This is a genomic window from Romboutsia weinsteinii, from assembly GCF_002250835.2.
GTDB lineage: Bacteria > Bacillota > Clostridia > Peptostreptococcales > Peptostreptococcaceae > Romboutsia_A > Romboutsia_A weinsteinii.
Window position 1 is genome coordinate 12,617 of record NZ_NOJY02000035.1, and the last position, 19,637, is coordinate 32,253.

Annotated in this window: 24 protein-coding genes; 21 read left to right on the forward strand and 3 right to left on the reverse strand. The window is 31.1% G+C overall.

What is annotated here, in order from left to right:
• Window positions 1-252: 252 nt before the first annotated feature.
• From CHL78_RS14935 to CHL78_RS15030, 20 genes are all read left to right on the forward strand, one after another.
• A complete protein-coding gene (locus tag CHL78_RS14935; protein ID WP_094368412.1) occupies window positions 253-480 on the forward strand; it encodes an AtpZ/AtpI family protein in 228 nt (75 codons plus the stop codon).
• 5 nt (window positions 481-485) lie between these two features.
• The gene (locus CHL78_RS14940) at window positions 486-875 is read left to right on the forward strand and encodes an ATP synthase subunit I (protein ID WP_094368411.1); all 390 of its coding nucleotides are present in this window, start codon (window positions 486-488) and stop codon (window positions 873-875) included.
• A gap of 2 nt (window positions 876-877) precedes the next feature.
• Window positions 878-1,588, forward strand: coding sequence for a F0F1 ATP synthase subunit A (atpB, locus tag CHL78_RS14945; RefSeq protein ID WP_094368410.1), 711 nt, complete (start codon window positions 878-880; stop codon window positions 1,586-1,588).
• Between the two features lie 67 nt (window positions 1,589-1,655).
• Entirely contained in the window at window positions 1,656-1,901 is a 246-nt protein-coding gene (gene atpE, locus CHL78_RS14950) for an ATP synthase F0 subunit C (RefSeq protein WP_094368437.1), read from the forward strand.
• Between the two features lie 92 nt (window positions 1,902-1,993).
• Window positions 1,994-2,494: a F0F1 ATP synthase subunit B gene (gene atpF / locus CHL78_RS14955; RefSeq protein ID WP_094368409.1), complete on the forward strand. Its 501-nt coding sequence runs from the start codon at window positions 1,994-1,996 to the stop codon at window positions 2,492-2,494.
• Window positions 2,491-3,033, forward strand: a complete 543-nt coding sequence (locus tag CHL78_RS14960; protein WP_094368408.1) for a F0F1 ATP synthase subunit delta — start codon at window positions 2,491-2,493, stop codon at window positions 3,031-3,033. The genes atpF and CHL78_RS14960 overlap by 4 nt, the downstream gene beginning before the upstream one ends.
• Window positions 3,034-3,052: 19 nt before the next feature.
• The gene (atpA, locus tag CHL78_RS14965) at window positions 3,053-4,555 is read left to right on the forward strand and encodes a F0F1 ATP synthase subunit alpha (RefSeq protein WP_094368407.1); all 1,503 of its coding nucleotides are present in this window, start codon (window positions 3,053-3,055) and stop codon (window positions 4,553-4,555) included.
• A 28-nt stretch (window positions 4,556-4,583) separates the two neighbouring features.
• Window positions 4,584-5,459 (forward strand): ATP synthase F1 subunit gamma, encoded by an 876-nt coding sequence (atpG, locus tag CHL78_RS14970; RefSeq protein WP_094368406.1) that lies wholly within the window; start codon window positions 4,584-4,586, stop codon window positions 5,457-5,459.
• A gap of 12 nt (window positions 5,460-5,471) precedes the next feature.
• Window positions 5,472-6,866 carry a F0F1 ATP synthase subunit beta gene (atpD, locus tag CHL78_RS14975; protein WP_094368405.1) on the forward strand — a complete coding sequence of 465 codons (1,395 nt, stop codon included), beginning with the start codon at window positions 5,472-5,474 and terminating at the stop codon, window positions 6,864-6,866.
• A gap of 2 nt (window positions 6,867-6,868) precedes the next feature.
• Window positions 6,869-7,129, forward strand: a complete 261-nt coding sequence (locus CHL78_RS14980) for a FoF1 ATP synthase subunit delta/epsilon (protein WP_094368404.1) — start codon at window positions 6,869-6,871, stop codon at window positions 7,127-7,129.
• 175 nt (window positions 7,130-7,304) lie between these two features.
• On the forward strand, window positions 7,305-7,685 hold the full coding sequence (acpS, locus tag CHL78_RS14985) for a holo-ACP synthase (protein WP_094368403.1): 381 nt from the start codon (window positions 7,305-7,307) through the stop codon (window positions 7,683-7,685).
• Window positions 7,686-7,689: 4 nt separating this feature from the next.
• The gene (locus CHL78_RS14990; protein ID WP_094368402.1) at window positions 7,690-8,151 is read left to right on the forward strand and encodes a CBS domain-containing protein; all 462 of its coding nucleotides are present in this window, start codon (window positions 7,690-7,692) and stop codon (window positions 8,149-8,151) included.
• A gap of 20 nt (window positions 8,152-8,171) precedes the next feature.
• Window positions 8,172-8,762 (forward strand): germination lipoprotein GerS, encoded by a 591-nt coding sequence (gerS, locus tag CHL78_RS14995; RefSeq protein ID WP_094368401.1) that lies wholly within the window; start codon window positions 8,172-8,174, stop codon window positions 8,760-8,762.
• Window positions 8,763-8,780: 18 nt separating this feature from the next.
• Window positions 8,781-9,941, forward strand: a complete 1,161-nt coding sequence (gene alr / locus CHL78_RS15000) for an alanine racemase (RefSeq protein WP_094368400.1) — start codon at window positions 8,781-8,783, stop codon at window positions 9,939-9,941.
• 30 nt (window positions 9,942-9,971) lie between these two features.
• Window positions 9,972-10,253, forward strand: a complete 282-nt coding sequence (locus tag CHL78_RS15005) for a ribbon-helix-helix protein, CopG family (RefSeq protein ID WP_094368399.1) — start codon at window positions 9,972-9,974, stop codon at window positions 10,251-10,253.
• Window positions 10,216-10,608 (forward strand): type II toxin-antitoxin system PemK/MazF family toxin, encoded by a 393-nt coding sequence (locus CHL78_RS15010; protein ID WP_199534074.1) that lies wholly within the window; start codon window positions 10,216-10,218, stop codon window positions 10,606-10,608. The genes CHL78_RS15005 and CHL78_RS15010 overlap by 38 nt, the downstream gene beginning before the upstream one ends.
• Window positions 10,609-10,841: 233 nt before the next feature.
• Window positions 10,842-11,669, forward strand: a complete 828-nt coding sequence (locus CHL78_RS15015; RefSeq protein ID WP_116041515.1) for a transketolase — start codon at window positions 10,842-10,844, stop codon at window positions 11,667-11,669.
• Window positions 11,662-12,597, forward strand: coding sequence for a transketolase family protein (locus tag CHL78_RS15020; protein ID WP_116041517.1), 936 nt, complete (start codon window positions 11,662-11,664; stop codon window positions 12,595-12,597). The genes CHL78_RS15015 and CHL78_RS15020 overlap by 8 nt, the downstream gene beginning before the upstream one ends.
• A 108-nt stretch (window positions 12,598-12,705) precedes the next feature.
• A complete protein-coding gene (locus CHL78_RS15025) occupies window positions 12,706-13,143 on the forward strand; it encodes a hypothetical protein (protein WP_243446454.1) in 438 nt (145 codons plus the stop codon).
• Window positions 13,144-13,284: 141 nt separating this feature from the next.
• A complete protein-coding gene (locus tag CHL78_RS15030; RefSeq protein WP_094366891.1) occupies window positions 13,285-15,699 on the forward strand; it encodes a Lon protease family protein in 2,415 nt (804 codons plus the stop codon).
• Window positions 15,700-15,805: 106 nt separating this feature from the next.
• Here CHL78_RS15030 and CHL78_RS15035 read toward each other — a convergent pair whose 3' ends face one another.
• Complete coding sequence (locus CHL78_RS15035; RefSeq protein ID WP_094366892.1) at window positions 15,806-16,378, reverse strand: 5-formyltetrahydrofolate cyclo-ligase; 573 nt, start codon at window positions 16,376-16,378, stop codon at window positions 15,806-15,808.
• Window positions 16,379-16,544: 166 nt separating this feature from the next.
• Here CHL78_RS15035 and CHL78_RS15040 point away from each other — a divergent pair, with 166 nt between their 5' ends.
• Window positions 16,545-17,699: a S41 family peptidase gene (locus CHL78_RS15040; RefSeq protein ID WP_094366893.1), complete on the forward strand. Its 1,155-nt coding sequence runs from the start codon at window positions 16,545-16,547 to the stop codon at window positions 17,697-17,699.
• A gap of 66 nt (window positions 17,700-17,765) precedes the next feature.
• Here CHL78_RS15040 and CHL78_RS15045 read toward each other — a convergent pair whose 3' ends face one another.
• A complete protein-coding gene (locus tag CHL78_RS15045; RefSeq protein ID WP_094366894.1) occupies window positions 17,766-18,626 on the reverse strand; it encodes an aldose 1-epimerase family protein in 861 nt (286 codons plus the stop codon).
• A gap of 446 nt (window positions 18,627-19,072) precedes the next feature.
• Window positions 19,073-19,264 (reverse strand): hypothetical protein, encoded by a 192-nt coding sequence (locus CHL78_RS15050; protein WP_094366896.1) that lies wholly within the window; start codon window positions 19,262-19,264, stop codon window positions 19,073-19,075.
• Window positions 19,265-19,637 lie beyond the last annotated feature (373 nt).

Sequence of the window (19,637 nt, forward strand, 5' to 3'; positions counted from 1 at the left end):
ATTTGACAATTTGTAATTATTTATATAAAGTAAATATTAAAATAAGTATAAAAAACTTAAGAAAAAACAATAAAAAAACAATGAAAACGTTATACGATAAAGAAAAGATATAAAAATTTAACAAATATATTTTAAAATCAAACAAAAAGTGGTAGAATAACTTTATTGAAAAAATATGAAAAAGTAAGCAATAGTTGAATACCTATGAAAAAAACATGATATGTTTTTTCATGATAGTGAGGGATACTAGATATGAGTGATAAAAATAAATACATAGAAGTGACGAAAATGTTTTCCTTGATAAGTCAACTAGGGATAATGATGCTAATACCTATATTTGGATGTGCGTTTTTAGGTAAGTTTCTGGATGGAAAATTTAATACAGATCCTATTCTGTTTTTAATATTTCTGGTATTAGGTGTTGGAGGTGCTTTTATGGGTGTCTACAAGACTTTAATTGTATATACAAAAAGGAAGTGATATTTATGAATATAAAGTTACTTAATGAAATAAAATACGTAACAAAAGGAGTTGTAGTATTTGATGTAATTATTTTAGTTTTATTACTAATTACATCTATGTTTACTAAGTCTATGTTGCTTGGATTAGTATTTGGATCATTGATAGCATTATTAAATTTTAGATTAATAGCTCTATCTTTAGAAAAATCGATAGCTATGCCTGTTAGTAAGGCTCAAATATATACAACAGCTCAATATATATTAAGAATGACTATAACAGGAATAGTTTTAATAGTCTCTGCAAAAGCTCAACATCTACATATACTGGGAGTTGCAATAGGCTTATTAAGTCCTAAGTTTGTTATATTGGCAAAAACATTAATAATAGACAAACTAAAAAGAAAGGAGGCGTAGGCGTGAGATATGCACAATGGGTAATTTACATTGGAGAAACTTTTAAAATAAGTGATACGATAGTTGTAAGTTGGATAATAATGGCGGGACTTGCTATAGCTTCTTACTTCTTAACTAGAAACTTAAAGAAAGTTCCAACTAGCAAAGTTCAAATATTTTTAGAATTTGCTGTAGGTAGCCTTAGAAAACTAGTAACCGAGACTATGGGTGACAAGGCAGTAAAGAGAATGCCTTATATGATACCTTACATAGGAAGTTTATTTTTATTCTTTGCGTGTTCAAACCTTATAGGATTGCTAGGATTTAGATCTCCGACAACAGACGTAGACACTACTTTAGCATGGGCACTAATTACGTTCTTTATGATTTACTTCGCAGGAATTAAATTTAGCGGTCTTGGATACTTCAAAGGATTACTTGAACCAATACCATTATTATTACCACTTAATATAATAGGTGAATTAGCAAGACCTATATCACTTACTTTCCGTCCATTCGGGAATATACTTGGTGGATCGGTTATAATGGCTTTAGTTTATCAATTCTTAGGATGGTTATCAGGATTGATACCAGGAGTATCAATACCGTTTGGACAATTATTAATACCAATACCATTACACTTCTACTTCGATTTATTTGCAGGAGTTTTACAAGCATTTATATTCATAATGCTGACAATGGTATTCGTAGGAAATGCTACACAAACAGATTAAACATTTATATAATGTAATATTAAAAAATTAAAAATAGTTAAAATTTAAGGAGGAATTAATTATGGATATGGCAACAGGAATAGCAATAGCAGGTTCAGCTATAGGAGCAGGTCTTGCAGTTATAACAGGTATAGGAGCAGGTATAGGTCAAGGTTTCGCGGCAGGTAAAGCTGCAGAGGCAGTTGGTAACCAACCAGAAGCTAAAGGAGACATAATGTCTACAATGTTACTAGGAGCAGCAGTTGCAGAATCAACTGGTATATATGGACTAGTTATAGCAATAATCCTTTTATTCGCTAACCCATGGGTATAAAATTTGTTAAAAAAGCTTTAATGGAGAGTCACAGTTAGGATTAGAATATATTTCCTAACTGTGAATTGTGATTAGTAGAAAGGAGGATATATATGGAATTTAAACCACTAATAGGTATAACATATGAATTATTATTTCAAATAGTAAATACTTTCTTATTATTCTTCATCCTAAGAAAACTTTTATTTAAGCCAGTATTAGACATAATGGAATCTAGAGAAAAAGAAATTCAAGATAACATTGCTCTTGGAGAAAAGACTAAGACTGAAGGTATAACTTTCAAGAAAGAATATGAAGAAAAAATAAACTCTGCTAAAAATGAAGGGCAAGAAATAATAAAACAGGCTACTTTAAGAGCGGAGCAAAAGTCAAATGAAATAATAACTACTGCTAAGCAAGATGCACATAGCTTAAAAGAAAAGGCTACTAAAGATGTAGAGCAAGAAAGAGAAAAAGTTATGAATGAAATCAAGAATGATATATCAGACATAGCATTACTTGCAGCATCTAAGGTAATCGAAAAAGACTTAGATAAGGCTAAGCATGAAGAGTTAATAAATAACTTTATAAAAGAGGTAGGCGAGTCTAAATGATAAATGTAGTAGCAGGTAGATACGCTGAAGCCTTATTTCAAGTAGGAGAAGAACAAAATTCAACTACTAAGCTATATGAAGAGTTAAACGAAGTAGTAGTTTTAACAAACAATTGTAAAGATTTATATAGTGCTTTAGTATCTCCTTTAGTAACAAAGAGAGAAAAGAAGGAATTAGTAGAAAAAATATTTAATGGACAGATAAGTGATAACTTAAAAAACTTCATGAAAATATTAATTGATAGAGACAGAATATCTGCTTTAGAAGCTATAGAAAAAACTTATAAAACTTTATTAAATGAAAAGAACAATGTGATTGAAGGTACTGTAATAAGTGCTGTTGCAATGAACGATAAAGAAATTAAGGAACTTGAAGCTAAACTTTCAAGTAAATACAATAAAAATGTTATGTTAGAAAATAAAGTTGATGAGACTATACTAGGCGGAGTTTTAGTTAGACTTGGAAACGAAGAGATAGATGGTACTGTAAAAACTCGCTTAGCGAAGATGAAAGAACAACTATCTCAAGTAATCTCTTAGAAGGAAGGGCGGTGAACCCATGAACTTAAGACCTGAAGAAATAAGTTCTATAATTAAGAACCAAATAAAAAATTATGAGAATAAAGTTGAATTAACAGATACAGGTAGTGTTTTAAAAGTTGGGGACGGTATCGCTAGTGTTTACGGACTTGAAAAAGCAATGTCTGGTGAATTACTAGAGTTCCCTGGTGAAGTATACGGTATGGCACTTAACTTAGAAGAAGATGTAGTTGGAGCGGTTATACTTGGAGATGACGATGGGATCAAAGAAGGTGACATCGTTAAGAGAACAAACAAAGTAGTAGAAGTTCCGGTAGGAGATGCGTTAATAGGAAGAGTTGTTAACTCATTAGGTCAACCAATAGATGGAAAAGGACCAATAAACACTAATAAAACTAGACCAGTAGAGTCAGAAGCGCCTGGTATAATGGCTAGAAAGTCAGTTCATGAGCCACTACAAACTGGTATAAAGTCAATAGACTCAATGATACCAATAGGTAGAGGGCAAAGAGAGCTTATAATAGGTGATAGACAAACAGGTAAAACATCTATAGTTATAGATACTATACTTAACCAAAAAGGTAAAGATGTTATCTGTATATATGTTGCTATAGGACAAAAACGTTCTACTATAGCTCAATTAGTTAACACATTAGAAAAAGGTGGAGCAATGGATTATTCTATAGTTGTATCGGCTACAGCTTCAGAATCTGCACCACTTCAATACTTAGCACCATATGCAGGAGCTGCTATGGGTGAAGAGTTTATGCACAACGGAAAGCATGTATTAATAGTATATGATGATTTAAGTAAGCAAGCTGTTGCTTATAGAGAGATGTCATTACTACTTAGAAGACCACCAGGCCGTGAAGCTTATCCTGGGGACGTATTCTACTTACATTCAAGATTACTTGAAAGAGCAGCTAAATTATCTGATGAGTTAGGTGGAGGGTCTATGACAGCTCTTCCTATAATAGAAACACAAGCTGGGGACGTTTCTGCGTATATCCCAACTAATGTTATATCTATAACGGATGGTCAGATATACTTACAACCTGAATTATTCTACTCAGGTGTTAGACCTGCAGTTGACCCTGGTATATCAGTATCAAGGGTTGGTGGAGCAGCTCAAATAAAATCAATGAAAAAAGTAGCAGGTACTTTAAAACTTGCTTACTCTCAATATAGAGAACTTGCAGCATTCTCTCAATTTGGTTCTGACTTAGATGAAGATACTAAGAAGAGACTTGCTCAAGGGGAAAGAATAGTTGAAGTATTAAAGCAAGGTGAACATCAACCTATAAAAGTTGAAAACCAAGTTATGATAATATTTGCTGTTATAAACAACTTCTTAGAAGATATTCCGGTAAATAATATATCAAGATTCGAAGCTGAATTATACAACTTCGTAGATAGCAACTACCCACAAGTAGGGGAAAAAATACTTGCAGGAGCTGATTTTGCACCTGAATTAACAAACGCGATAAATGAATTTAAGAAAAAATTTGTTATAGAAGCGTAATCCTTTTTTAAGAAAGGAGGTAAAGTAATTGGCAGGAGCTGGAATTAAAGCAATTAAAACTCGTATGAACAGTGTTGAGAGTACTAAGCAAATAACTAAGGCTATGGAACTTGTTGCTTCTTCTAAACTAAGAAAAGCAAAAGATAAAGCTGAAAGTACAAGACCGTACTTCTCTACGTTATACGATTCTGTAAAAGATATAGCACAAAACACGCGTGGAGTTAAAGATGACTTCTTAAAGCAAAGAGAAGTTAAAAACAAATGTTACATAGTAGTAGCAGGAGATAGAGGTCTTGCTGGAGGATATAACTCTAATGTACTAAAATCAACTGTTGCTCATATGGACAATAAACAAGAAAAAGTTATTACAATTGGGAAAAAAGCGAATGAATTTTTCTCAAAAAGAGGATATGATGTGGTTAATTCAATGCCTAGCGTTGAAGACTGCGGATACAATGAATCTTTAGAAGTTGCACAAAGTGCGATGGATCTATATAAAAAAGGTGAAGTAGATGAAGTATATATGGTATATACAAAATTCTTATCACCACTAGTTCAAGAAGTTAAACTAGTAAAAGTTCTTCCTTTAGTATTTGATAATAACGAGACTATTAAGGATACTAAAAAAGAAGATAGCGTTAGAAAGCCGAGAGTTCAATACTTACCATCAGCAGAAGCAGTTTTAAGTTATATAATACCTAAATATGTGTCTGGAACAGTATATGGTGGAGTAATAGAGTCATTTGCATCAGAGCAAGGGGCTAGAAGAACTGCTATGGAATCAGCTACGGATAACGCAAACGAGATGTTATCTAAGCTAGAGTTAAGTTATAATAGAGCAAGACAATCAGCTGTAACTCAAGAAATAACAGAAATAGTTGGTGGAGTTGAGGCTCTTAAATAAGGAGGTTAGGAAATGGCAAACGTAGGTAAAATAGTACAGATCGTAGGAGCTGTTCTAGATGTTAAGTTTGATAGTGAAAAAAGCCTACCTAACTTATTAAACGCGTTAGTGATAAAGTTAGGAGATAAAGAAATAGTTGCGGAAGTTGCACAACATATAGGTGACGATACAGTTAGATGTATTTCTATGAGTGCAACTGACGGTCTTGTAAGAGGTATGAAAGTTGAAGATACAGGAAGACCTATAAGTGTTCCTGTTGGTGATGCTACATTAGGTAGAATATTCAACGTTTTAGGAAAACCAGTTGATGGTAAGCCAAGACCTGAAGCTGCTCCTGAATTACCGATACATAGAACTGCGCCTGCATACGATGAATTAGAAACTACTGCAGAAATACTTGAAACAGGTATAAAAGTAGTTGACTTACTTGCACCTTACTTAAAGGGTGGTAAGATAGGTCTGTTCGGAGGAGCAGGAGTTGGTAAAACAGTTCTTATACAAGAGCTTATAAATAATATAGCTAAGCAACATGGTGGTATATCAGTATTTGCCGGTGTTGGAGAAAGAACAAGAGAAGGTAATGACCTTTACCATGAGATGGCTGAATCTGGAGTTATAAACAAGACTGCTCTAGTATTCGGACAAATGAATGAGCCACCTGGAGCAAGAATGAGAGTTGCTTTAAGTGGACTTACAATGGCAGAACACTTCAGAGATGAGCAAGGACAAGACGTTTTATTATTCGTTGATAATATATTCCGTTTCACTCAAGCAGGATCTGAGGTTTCAGCACTTCTTGGACGTATGCCATCAGCAGTTGGATACCAACCAACATTAGCTACTGAGATGGGTACTCTTCAAGAAAGAATAACATCAACTAAAAAAGGGTCTATAACATCTGTTCAAGCAGTTTACGTACCAGCGGATGACTTAACTGACCCGGCACCAGCTACTACTTTCGCTCACTTAGATGCGAAGACGGTTTTATCTAGAGAGATAGCATCTTTAGGTATATACCCAGCGGTTGACCCTCTTGAGTCTACTTCAAGAGTACTTGACCCTAATATAGTTGGTAAAGAGCATTACCAAGTATCTAGAGGTGTACAATCTATACTTCAAAGATATAAAGAACTTCAAGATATAATCGCTATACTAGGTATGGATGAATTATCAGATGAAGATAAATTAACAGTTGCTCGTGCTAGAAAGATACAAAGATTCTTGTCTCAACCATTTACAGTTGCAGAGCAATTTACAGGAATGAATGGTAAATACGTACCAGTTAAAGAAACTATAAGAGGTTTCAAAGAGATACTTGAAGGTAAGCATGATGCTTTACCTGAATCAGCATTTATATTCGTAGGAACTATAGAAGAGGCTGTTGCGAAGGCGAAGGAGAGTAGATAGTTATGGCAAGTGAGTTTGCATTACAAGTTGTAACTCCTGATACAATCTTTTACGACGATCAAGTTGAAATGATAATAACTAGAACTACAAACGGAGATAGAGGCATACTTAAAGGCCATATACCTTTTGTAGCAGGTCTAGTTGAAGGAAACCTACGTATAAAAAAAGATGGAAAATTTAAAGATGCAAAAATCGCAGGGGGATTTGTTACGGTAGATAAAGAAAAAACTGTAATATTAACAGAATCTGCTGAGTGGTTATAAAAGCATAATTTAATATAAAAGAGGGCTAGGAATTTTTCCTAGCCCTTTTTGATTATAAAGAAATCATAATTTATTATTTTTTATATAAAATTAAGCAAAAAAATTAAACTCTAAGTCATTGAATATAATCACATAATAGTAATACAATAGTAGTATAAGTATATTGGAGGAATTTATGAATATATTAGATATTGGAACAGATATAATAGAAATTGAACGAATAAAAAAAGCTATAGAGAGAAATTCTAGGTTTTTAGATAAAATATTTACTGAAAAAGAAATAGAATACTTCGCATCTAAAGGATTTAAACCTGAGAGTATTGCAGGAAACTTTGCAGCCAAGGAGGCAGTTAGTAAATCTATTGGAATGGGTATCAGAGAGTATAGCTTTAAAGACATTGAAATATTAAGAGATAAATTAGGCAAGCCTATAGTAAAAACTTATAATAATTTAGAGCAGATATGCATAGATTATAATGTTTTAGAAATAAAAGTATCTATATCTCATTGTAAAGAATATGCAGTTGCAAATGCGATAACACTAACTAAGGAGTGATATTATGAATAACAAAACGGCAAAGGATATAATGACAACTGAAGTTATAGTTGCAAAACAAGACGATACAGTATCAGATGTAGCGAATATATTAGTGAAGCAGAGAATAGGAGGTTTACCTGTAGTAGATAGCAATAATAAAGTTGTAGGTATAATTTCTGAAACGGACATAATGAAAAAAGAAAAGCACATAGAATCTCCCAATGTAGTAAATTTCTTAGAAGGTTTAATCTTCTTAGAAGATCTAAAAAAAATGGAAGATGATATAAAAAAAATAGCTGCCTATAAGGTAGGAGATCTTATGTCTACTGATATAGTAAAGGTACAAGAAGATGATACTTTTGATATGATAGCTAACATAATGATAAAAAAATCTATCAATAGAGTACCTGTTGTCGATAAAGATAATACATTAAAAGGCATAATATGTAGATACGATATAATAAAAGCGATGTATAGTGAATAAACATTAATAGGAGGGATTGTGTGAAAAAAAAGTGGGCTATACTAATAATGATAATAGTTGGGATTTTAGTCATTATAATAGGATGTAAGCAACGAGAGTCCACTAAAGAAGAAGTTTATAGAGAATTTCAAAAGCAAATTTCTAATATGAAAAGTTATAATTGTACAGCTGAGATACAAGCAGAGGGAAATAAAAGTGCTCAAAATTATATACTTATTCATAAATATGAGAAGCCAGATAATTATATATTGGAAGTTGTCTCGCCAGATCATCTTAAAGGGAAGACTATGGAATACAAAGGTGATAAAATAATAGTTAAAAATCCCGATATTGATGATTCAATTGAGCTTACTAATATAGGAAAAAATGATCAATATATGTTTATTGGCGACTTTATAAAAAATTATCTTCAAAATGAAGAGATGACAATGGAATTATCAAAGGGAATGCTAGTATTAGAAACCTTTATACCTGGTGATAATAAATATTTTAATAAACAAGTATTATATGTAAATACTAAGACTAAAAATCCTGAAAAAATGGAAATACTAGACAAAGAAGGGATTTCTAGGTTTATAGTAACATATAAAAATTTTACCTATAAAAAATAAACGGAGGGGACAAAAGATATGAAGTATAACTTAACAGCCCCTACATGGGCGGAGATAAATCTAGATAACATAAAATTTAATTTTAATAATATAAAAAATCTGTTAAATGAAGATACTAAGATTTGTGGAGTAGTAAAGGCTAATGCATACGGGCATGGATCAATAGAAGTTTCAAAATTACTACAAAGAGAAAAAGTAGACTATTTTGCAGTTGCCAGATTAGAAGAAGCAATAGAATTAAGACAAAATGATATAGTTCTTCCTATATTATGCCTAGGTTATATTCCTGAAGAATCTATCGAAATTGCAATAAAAAATGACATAGCTATAACTGTTTACTCTTTTGATGTAGCTAAATATATTAGTCAAAAGGCTAAAGATTTAGAAAAGATAGCGACTATACATGCAAAGATTGACACGGGTATGAGTAGAATAGGTTTTAAGCCATATAAAGCTTCAGCAGAAGAAATAGTAAGTATAAGTAAGCTTGATAATTTAAATTTAGAAGGTGTTTATACTCATTTTGCAACAGCGGATGAGGTAGATAAGGGGTTTACTTATAATCAAGTAGATAAGTTTAAATTTATAGTAGGCTTAATAGAAGGATTAGGATTTAATATACCTATAAAACATGCATCTAATAGTGCAGCTATTATGGACTTTAAAGATCTAAATCTAGATATGGTTAGAGCAGGAATAATATTATATGGTCATTATCCATCTGATGAAGTAATAAAAGAAAATATAGAGCTAAAGTCAGCAATGAAACTAAAAACAAGGATAGCTCATATAAAAGAATTGGATAGTGATGTAGGAATAAGTTATGGTCAAAAATATAGAACAACGAACAAGGAAATAATAGCAACTATACCTATAGGATATGCAGATGGGTTTACTAGACTACAAAATAATCCTAAAGTATGTATAAAGGGTGAAATGTTCGATGTAGTAGGAAGAATATGTATGGACCAATGTATGGTTAAAATTGATAAGAATATAGACATAAAAATTGGTGATGAGGTTATAATATTTGGTGAAAATAGTGCAACAGTAGAAAATATTGCTAGTGATTTAGGAACCATAAATTATGAAGTGTTATGTATGGTATCAAGGAGAGTTGACCGTGTTTATATGGAAAGAAATGCAATTTTACAAGTAAGTAATTATTTGATAAAATAATACTGAGAGTACACTCCGGGAGGCGATTTTGTGCACAATAAGAGTAAGGAAAAAATTGTATTTACGTTACCCGATTCCCTTATATCTGAACTAGATAATATAGTTCAGATGGAAAATAGTAATAGAGAAGATTTTGCAAAGGCTGCTTTTCAATTCTATATAACTCAAAAGAAGAAAATCGACTTAAAAGAGAGTATGATTAAAGGTTATAAAGAAATGGGTCAAATTAACTTGTCGTTAGCTGAACTTGGTATGACAAATGAAGTATCTTATGATGACAGCTCGGAAGGAAATATCGCCCAAGGTGGCTAGTAATTTAGATATTAGGCGTGGAGAGCTGTATTATGCTGATTTAAGCCCTGTTGTTGGATCTGAACAAGGTGGAGTTAGACCGGTTCTAGTAGTCCAAAATGACATTGGAAATAAGTACAGTCCAACAGTTATCATAGCCGCTATAACATCTCAAATTAATAAAGCAAAATTGCCTACTCACATAGAGATAAGCGCTAATGAATACGGGCTTAACAAAGACTCTGTTATCCTCTTGGAACAAATTAGAACAATTGATAAAAAGAGGTTAAGAGAGAAAATAGGTTGTCTAGATGAAAGTATGATGTTAAAAGTTGATAATAGTCTTCATATTAGTTTAGGACTATTTAATTTGTAAGAAAATTATTGATATTATTATGTATCAATAATTTTTTTATGTATTTTTTGCATTTTAATTACATAAATTTCCACATAGTAGTGTATCATATTAATGAGAAAGCTATATGTAACTACTTTTATTTTAAAAAATTCGTCCTAAATATCATAAAAGTGATATAATAATATGGATTGATACAAAACATACATTACATATGAGTAATTTTTTAGTTTACAAACTAGGGAGGTAATTACATGAGAGATCATAAAGGATTGAATGAGATTACAAATGTCATAAGAAAAGATATAGTATCTATGATACATGGATCTAAATCAGGGCATCCAGGAGGATCATTATCGGCAGTTGAAATACTAACAGCTCTTTATTTCGATGAAATGAATATAGATCCTACAAATCCTAAAATGGAAGACAGAGATAGATTTGTACTATCAAAAGGTCATGCGGCACCGGTATTATATGCAACTTTAGCTCACAGAGGTTATTTTAATAAAGAAGAGCTAAAAGGGTTAAGACAAGCTGGAAAAATGCTACAAGGGCATCCTGATATGAAAGGGACTCCAGGTGTTGAAATGTCAACTGGTTCATTAGGACAAGGATTTTCAGTAGCATGTGGTATGGCAATGGCATCGAAGTTAGATAATGCACCTTGGAATGTATATGCTCTACTTGGAGACGGAGAAGTTGAAGAGGGTATCGTATGGGAAGCTGCGATGAGTGCAGCTCACTATAAATTAGATAATATGGTTGCATTCTTAGATAACAATGGACTTCAAATAGATGGACCTGTAGAAAAAGTAATGGATATAGGACATATAGTTGATAAGTTTAAAGCTTTCGGATGGAATGTAATAGAAATAGATGGACATGATTTTGATCAAATATTTGCAGCTCTTGATATGGCTAAATCTACGGTAGGAAAGCCTACAATGATAGTTGCTAAAACTGTAAAAGGTAAGGGTGTTTCTTTCATGGAAAATCAAGCAGGATGGCATGGAAATGCTCCAAGTGACAATGATTTAGAAATAGCGTTAGCAGAATTAGGGGGTGCTCACCATGAGTAAGATAGCTACTAGAGATGCATACGGAAAAGCATTAGTTAAATTAGGACAAATTAATGATCAAGTTGTTGTTTTAGATGCGGATTTATCAAAATCTACTAAGACATATGATTTCGGTAAAACATTCCCAGAGAGATTCTTCAACATGGGGATAGCAGAGCAAAACCTAATAGGGGCGGCTAGTGGTCTTGCAACTGCAGGAAAGATTCCTTTTGCAAGTACATTTGCTATGTTTGCTACGGGGAGAGCATTTGAAGTAATAAGAAACTCAGTGGCATATCCTAAATTAAATGTTAAGGTATGTGCTACTCATGCTGGTATAACAGTTGGGGAAGATGGTGCATCTCATCAAAGTATAGAAGATATAGCTATAATGAGAGTTATACCTAATATGACTGTTTTAGTTCCTGCAGATGGTATAGAAACTGAGCAAATGATAATGGAAGCAGCTAAGTACAATGGACCTATGTATGTTCGTCTTGGAAGAAGTGCAGTTCCTACATTATTTGATGAAAACTATAAGTTTGAAATAGGAAAAGGTGCAGTTCTTAGAGAAGGTACTGATGCTACAGTTATAGCTTGTGGTATGATGGTAAATGAAGCGGTAATAGCTCATGAAGCGTTAAAATCAGAAGGTATAAATGTTAAAGTAATAAATATGTCTACTATTAAGCCAATAGATAGAGAATTAATAATAAATTCAGCTAAAGAAACTAAAGCTATAGTAACTGCAGAAGAGCACAGTGTATTAGGTGGTCTTGGATCAGCAGTTAGTGAAGTTTTATCAGAAGAGTGTCCAGTTATTATTAAGAAAGTTGGAGTTAAAGATTCATTTGGTGAATCAGGAACACCAGCTGATTTATTAAAGAAATTTGGATTAACATCTGATGATATAGTTGTAGCTGTTAAAGAAGCAATAGCTAAAAAATAATATAGATTAATATATATGAGAGAACTATCTTAAAATATAAAATTTTAAGATAGTTCTTTTTTTCTTCTAATATATGAATAATATTCATATATTTAATGTATATGGGGGGTGAGAGAGTTGAATATTAAGTTTAATGTCAAAGGGGTAATATATGGCGTATTAGCTTTAATATTAATAGTCGGAGGTTTTATCTTTATACCAAATATGTTTATGGACAAATCTAAGCCAGTAGACTATACTATGGTACAAAGAGAGGCTATACCAGAAAAAATACTCAGCATCATGGACAAATACACAGATCAGGAAAGAGCACTAGCGGTAAAACTTGATGGAAAAATATATATTGTAGTAACTAGAGGAAATGATAATAAACATGGTATCGAGATAGAAAAAATAAGTACTTTAACTGAAGACGAAAAAGAAGTTATGAAGGTAAATATAGTATATAAGAACAAAGAAAAATCATATCCATACATAGTTTTAGAGACTAACCTTAATAAACTTCCTGATAGAATAGAATTAAGTTCTCGTGTAGAGGATAAGTAATTTACATAATAAAGTAATGAGCTATAATGCAAATATCTTAATTTGCATTATAGCTCATTTAATTTTTTACTGACTTACTTATTATTTAGCGCTAAGTAGGGAAAAATAAAAATCTAAAATAAAAACCTACGAGGTGAGTATATGCTAAACATTGATAGATATAAAGTAAAAATAGAAGATTTAAAAAGTGATTTTTATTTAGATGATATAGACTTTAAAACCACAGAAGATATAACCCCTATGAAAGATATAATAGGTCAAGAAAGAGCTGTACAAGCAATTGAATTTGGGCTGAAAATGAAGCAACCTGGTTACAACATATATGTAGCTGGATCAGATGGTTTGGGAAAAAGTAGCTATACAAAATCACTAATAAAAAAACATGCAAAACTTAATGAGAATCTAAAAGATTGGATTTATGTAAATAACTTTAAGAATCAAAATGAACCAATATCTATAGCTCTTAATGCTGGAGAAGGTAGAGTTTTTAAAGAAGATGTAGAAAGTATAGTAGAGAAGATAAAAGATGAAATACCAAAGATATTTAATACTAAGGAATATGAATATCATAATAGATTACTGATGACTGAGTTGGAAGAGAGCATTCAAAATATAATAAATGAACTGAATGATTTTGCAAAACCTAAGGGGTTTAAATTTCAAGTAACGGAAAGAGGGCTTATAAGTGTACCTATGAAGGAAGATGGTACTCTTATGAGAGAAGAAGAGTTAGGTAATTTAACCGCAACAGATGTTAGAGATCTGAGAGAAAGAGGCTTAAAACTGAATCAAGAAAGTAAGGATTATATAGATAGAATTAAAGCTTGCGAGGATAATTATAAAAACAAGAGTGCTGACTTAGATAGAAATGTAGGTAGAAGTTTGGTGGGGTTCTATGGCCAATGCTTATTATCAAAATATGGAAAAAATGAAAAGATAAATACGTATATAAATGATTTATGCAATGATATAGTAAATAATATATCTAAACTCAAATCAGATCAAGAAGAAAAACAACAAAATCCAATGGCGATGCTTGGGATGATGTCTCAAAAAAATGATACTAAGTTTTTAAATAACTATAAGGTTAATTTATTTATAGATAATAGTGAGTGTAAGGAATGTAAAATAATTACAGAGAGTAATCCTACATACTATAATTTAACTGGATCTATAGAATATAAAAATGAAATTGGTGCTCTTACTACTAGTTTTATGGAGATAAAACCAGGAGTGCTTCATAGAGCTAATGGTGGATATTTGATTTTAAATATAAAGGATGTATTATCAAGTCCTTTCTCTTGGGAGTGCTTAAAGAGAACTTTAAAAACTGGGAAAATAACTATTGAATCCTTAAACAAACAATATGGGTATCTAGTTACATCGACATTAAAACCAGAGCCAATTGATATAGATATAAAGGTTATCTTAATAGGTGATAATCGCTATTATAGCCTTCTTTATTCGTATGAAGAGGAATTTAGAAGTTTATTTAAGATAATGGCTGATTTCGATATAGAACTAGATAAAAATAAGGAGAATATTTACAAAACAGCTCAACTTATAGCAAATAAATGTAATGAACATGGATTAAAGCACTTTGAAAAAACTGCTGTAGAAAAAATTATTGAATATAGCAATAGAATAGGAGATAGTAAGAATAAGTTAACAGCAAGATTCAACAAGATTGTTGATATTATCTATGAATCAGAAGCAATAAGTGATGATGCTAGCATATATGTAATGCGATCTGATGTTGAAAAAGCAATTGAGCAAAAGGCATATAGGAGTAACAAGTATGAAGAGAAACTAAATGAGATGTTTGAAGAGGGAACCTTATTAATAGATATTGATGGTGAAAAAACTGGTCAAATAAATGGGTTAGCAGTAATGGGAACAGGAGAATACTCTTTTGGGAAGCCATCTAAAATAACTGCGTCTAGCTATAGAGGAAGACTAGGAGTAATAAACATAGAGAGAGAAATAAAGCAAAGTGGTAGTATTCATGATAAAGGAGTACTAATTTTAAGTGGATACCTAGGTGCTAGATATGCTAAGGAGAAACCTATTTCCATAACAACATCAATAACATTTGAACAGAATTACAATGGTGTAGATGGTGATAGTGCTTCAAGTACTGAACTTTATGCAGTGATCTCTAGTATATCAAATATACCTATAAAGCAATATATTGCAGTAACTGGATCAGTAAGTCAAAAGGGAGAGATTCAACCTATAGGTGGAGTTAATGAGAAAATAGAAGGATTTTTTGATGTATGCAAACTTAAAGGCTTAACAGGAAGACAAGGTGTTATGATACCTATACAAAATGTTAAAAACCTATTACTAAAAGATGAAGTAATAGATAGCGTTAAAGAAGGTAAATTTACTATATATGCAATATCAACTATTGAAGAAGGTCTAGAGATACTTACAGGAAAAGACATAAGTGAAATAGATAATATTATGAATGATACATTAGAAAGATATAGAAAGCTAGATAAAGAGGAAAATAGTGAGGAGAAATCTAAAAATAATAAATGTAAAGAAGAGTAGTAAGGTAGATATTAGAGGCAAAAAAAGATAATGAGCAAAAGTATTCAAGTAAGTGAGCCGCTACTAGAGTACTTTTGCTAAAAATATATGATGGATTTTTTATATTTTATTTGATAGATGTGATTAATTTTGATTCGGTTACGATATAGTCTAATTGAGCATCATGTGGATCCTTAGGAATGCTATCAAAGATTTGTAAATCGAAAGCTATACCTATAGTAATCGTGTCTGGTCTCAGGTTTTCTAAAAACCGGTCATAAAATCCGCCACCATATCCTAGTCTATAGCAATTTAAGTCATAAGCAACAGCAGGTACAATGACAATATCTAAATCTTCAACTGGTATAGATCGAGAGTAATTTGGATTTGGTTCTCTTATTCCGTATACACCTAACTGGATATCTTTTTTTAGATCAGTAATTTGAGTAGGAACTAATTTTCTATCTTTTTTGTACGTTACAGGAGATGAGACTATTTTTTTTAATGAAAGTAGCTTGTTAATAAGGTTATTGGTTTGAACTTCATTATTAAAATCTAGATAAAGCATAATGCTGTGAGCATTTTTTATGCAATCCATGGAAAGTAATTTGTCTGTGATTATATCAGACCTTGTAGATATAAAATCGACGCATTGAGATTGTCTAACATCTATAACTTTCTTTCTAAACTCCTTTTTCATAAAACTCAACCCCTTTATATGGTATAATATGGATATATAATTTAAATTTATTTAATATAAATTCTATATAAGTAAATAAGTTAAATCAACACAATTGGGTAAATTGTAATAAAAAGAATAGCTAGTCATATAATATATAGTAGATTAGGTAAAGGAGATGCATTGAATGATATCAAAGAAAAAAGCTATTATATATGCAATAGTCCTTGTAGTAGTTACAGCACTTTTCACATCAACATTCCAACTTGCATTAGGGAATAAAGTTGTAGTATCGAAAAGTGTATATGAAGGCTATCAAAAATATAATAAATTACTTGGGTTAGAGGGTCTTGTAAAGGAAGATTTTTATCAAAAACCATCAGATGATAAGTTAGTAAATGGAGCGATTAAAGGGATGTTTTCAGGGCTTGATGATCCATACTCTCAATACTATACTAAATCAGAGTTTGAAAAGTTAAAAGAACAAACAAGTGGATCTTATGTAGGTATAGGAGTATATATAAGTCCAGAAGCTGAGGATGGGCTTATAACTATCATAGCTCCGATGGAAGGATCTTCTGCAGAAAGAAGTGGAATAAAAGCTGGAGATAAAATAGTTAAGGTAGATGGTAAGGCTGTTTCTTCTAGCAACTCAGATGAAGCTATAGGCATGATAAAGGGAAAAGAAGGAACTGAAGTTGTATTAACTATAAAAAGAGATGGCACTGAATCTGATATAAAAGTAAAAAGAGAAGAGATAGTTGCTCATACTATAGAAAGTAAAGTTATGGATAACAACATAGGTTACATAAAAATGACTTCATTCAATGAGAATACATACGATGATTTTAAAGTAGCATTAGATGATTTGAAATCACAAGGAATTAAAGCTTTAGCACTAGACCTTAGAGGTAATGGTGGAGGTCTCCTTGATATATGTAAGGATATAGCTGATGAATTAATAGGAGAAGGTACAATAGTTTATACCAAAGATAATAAGGGAAATACAGAATATTTAAAATCAGGTAAGGGTAAGTTAGGTCTTCCGATAGCTGTACTTATAAATGAAGGTAGTGCATCAGCATCTGAAATACTTACTGCTGCTATAGTTGATAATGGTGAGGGAATAGCTGTAGGAACAACAAGTTTTGGAAAAGGACTAGTTCAAAGTGTTAGAGAGTTAAAGGATGGAACTGGATATAAGTTGACAACTGCTCAATACTTTACTCCAAATGGAGATTATATAAATGGAAAAGGAATAGAGCCTGACATAAAAGAAGAAGATGAAGAAAAACAATTAGATGTTGCATTGAAATGGCTTGAAGAGCAAATGAATAAATAATAATAAAAAAAGAGATGTGTGATACATCTCTTTTTTATTGTCTATAAAATTAGATTAAATAAACTACTAACCAACGCTAATGCTGTATGAAACAGAGAAGCATTCACTTGGATCAAGTGTATTTATATATTTTTTATTCTTATATTGACCATCAGAGTCTACGCTATCTGCAAGTCCATACCAAGGTTCAATACATAAAAATGGAGCAGTAGAGTTACTATCTTTGTAGTATGGTGTCCAGATACCTACTAATGGGAAGTCTGTAAAATTTACATTCACAAAGGATTCATCTTTGTTATTTTTTATAGTTATTTCATCTATATTGGTATAGATTAGAGCGTCATTAGCAAATAAATCTGGATTTAATAAAAGAGTATTTAATTTCTCTAATACAAAATCTTTATCTGAGTAAGGTCCATTTAGAGTAATCTGGCTTATATTATCTCTAGACTTAAACTCAAGGTAGTAATCTGATAAAGAATTATCAATATTAAATGCAGGATGAGCACCTATAGAGAAGTACATCTCTTTAGAATCCTTATTTACAACATTCCAATCTATTCTTACTTCAGAATCTATTAAAGTATATTTTATTAGAAGTTCAAAATCATAAGGATAAAGACTATGAGTGGTTTCGCTAGATACTAAACGATAAGATACAGAGTTATTATCAACTTGAATAAGTTCGAAATCTAAGTCTCTTGCAAATCCATGTTGACCCATAGTATATGTACAATCCTCGATAATAGTAGTGTTATCTTTTAGCTTACCAACTATAGGAAATAATATAGGTGATTGTCTTCCCCAATATTTTGAATCTCCAGACCATAATATTTCTTTATTTTGTTTCTTACAAAAAATTCTAGTAAGTTCAGCTCCAGAATTTTTAGATTCGATTATTAAATGTTCATTTTGTAATATATGCATAAAATCCCCCTAAAAAGTTTATATTCATATTATACATTAATTATATAAAATATATATGTTATTAAAATTATGATTTTTTATAATTTTAACTAAAATTTGAAAATAAAATATATTTGAATCACAGATAATAATACATTTTAGAGAGGATTATTCTCAAAAATGGATTTATATAAGAAAATTTGTATATTTAATAGAAGGTAATAGATGGAAAATATAGAATTATACTTATATAGAATTATATAATTAAGTTAATAATGTTGATTAGGAAGTGAATTATTATGAAAAAAACTATTACAAAAGTTGTTAACTTTCAAGAATATAAAGATAAGAAAAAGGAAATAGAACCATGTAGAGAAGAATTACTAAGACTAATAAAAAAAGTTGTAACTACAAAATAGGGAGATGCAGACTCCCTATTTTTATGCTTAATCATACATCTAGAAAAATTATGACATTCTAAGTCCGCCTATATAATTTTGAAAATCACTAAAGTCTTTTTCATCCTTAATCTCTATAACCTCTGATCCTTCAGTATTAAAGTTTTTAAGATAAACTGTATGAGTAGTGTCTACACAGTCATGATATATACATCTGTAACCATCTTCATAAAGATTTTTTATTTTATTAAAATCGCTCATAAAATCATCTCCTTATTAATGATATATATAGATATATTTTTTCAAAAAAGGGTCATACATATTCAAATATAGTGAAAATAAATAGCTTTTATGTTGTAGTAAAATGTAGAAAAACACTAATATTTTATTAGATTTAAATGTTTTTTTAAAAAAAATTAAAAAACTTTTTAAAAAGTGTTGACGACATATGTAAAAGGTGGTAAAGTATTACTTGTCCAAGAGAACAGGACAACAACAAAACAACAAGTTAGAAAAGAAGCTTACAAACTTTGATAAAATAATGAGTTGTTTATAGAAATGCGACATGGTCGCTAAAATGAACTTTGAAAATTAAACAGTAGGTTAATTTATAGAATTTGAAACAACCAAACAA

What these genes read in the sequence shown, in the direction of transcription:
- CHL78_RS14935 (WP_094368412.1), top strand. Translation starts at nt 253, where the DNA reads ATGAGTGATAAAAATAAATACATAGAAGTGACGAAAATGTTTTCCTTG.
- CHL78_RS14940 (WP_094368411.1), top strand. Translation starts at nt 486, where the DNA reads ATGAATATAAAGTTACTTAATGAAATAAAATACGTAACAAAAGGAGTT.
- atpE (WP_094368437.1), top strand. Translation starts at nt 1,656, where the DNA reads ATGGCAACAGGAATAGCAATAGCAGGTTCAGCTATAGGAGCAGGTCTT.
- atpF (WP_094368409.1), top strand. Translation starts at nt 1,994, where the DNA reads ATGGAATTTAAACCACTAATAGGTATAACATATGAATTATTATTTCAA.
- CHL78_RS14960 (WP_094368408.1), top strand. Translation starts at nt 2,491, where the DNA reads ATGATAAATGTAGTAGCAGGTAGATACGCTGAAGCCTTATTTCAAGTA.
- atpA (WP_094368407.1), top strand. Translation starts at nt 3,053, where the DNA reads ATGAACTTAAGACCTGAAGAAATAAGTTCTATAATTAAGAACCAAATA.
- atpD (WP_094368405.1), top strand. Translation starts at nt 5,472, where the DNA reads ATGGCAAACGTAGGTAAAATAGTACAGATCGTAGGAGCTGTTCTAGAT.
- CHL78_RS14980 (WP_094368404.1), top strand. Translation starts at nt 6,869, where the DNA reads ATGGCAAGTGAGTTTGCATTACAAGTTGTAACTCCTGATACAATCTTT.
- acpS (WP_094368403.1), top strand. Translation starts at nt 7,305, where the DNA reads ATGAATATATTAGATATTGGAACAGATATAATAGAAATTGAACGAATA.
- CHL78_RS14990 (WP_094368402.1), top strand. Translation starts at nt 7,690, where the DNA reads ATGAATAACAAAACGGCAAAGGATATAATGACAACTGAAGTTATAGTT.
- alr (WP_094368400.1), top strand. Translation starts at nt 8,781, where the DNA reads ATGAAGTATAACTTAACAGCCCCTACATGGGCGGAGATAAATCTAGAT.
- CHL78_RS15010 (WP_199534074.1), top strand. Translation starts at nt 10,216, where the DNA reads ATGACAGCTCGGAAGGAAATATCGCCCAAGGTGGCTAGTAATTTAGAT.
- CHL78_RS15015 (WP_116041515.1), top strand. Translation starts at nt 10,842, where the DNA reads ATGAGAGATCATAAAGGATTGAATGAGATTACAAATGTCATAAGAAAA.
- CHL78_RS15020 (WP_116041517.1), top strand. Translation starts at nt 11,662, where the DNA reads ATGAGTAAGATAGCTACTAGAGATGCATACGGAAAAGCATTAGTTAAA.
- CHL78_RS15030 (WP_094366891.1), top strand. Translation starts at nt 13,285, where the DNA reads ATGCTAAACATTGATAGATATAAAGTAAAAATAGAAGATTTAAAAAGT.
- CHL78_RS15035 (WP_094366892.1), bottom strand. Translation starts at nt 16,378, where the DNA reads ATGAAAAAGGAGTTTAGAAAGAAAGTTATAGATGTTAGACAATCTCAA.
- CHL78_RS15040 (WP_094366893.1), top strand. Translation starts at nt 16,545, where the DNA reads ATGATATCAAAGAAAAAAGCTATTATATATGCAATAGTCCTTGTAGTA.
- CHL78_RS15045 (WP_094366894.1), bottom strand. Translation starts at nt 18,626, where the DNA reads ATGCATATATTACAAAATGAACATTTAATAATCGAATCTAAAAATTCT.
- CHL78_RS15050 (WP_094366896.1), bottom strand. Translation starts at nt 19,264, where the DNA reads ATGAGCGATTTTAATAAAATAAAAAATCTTTATGAAGATGGTTACAGA.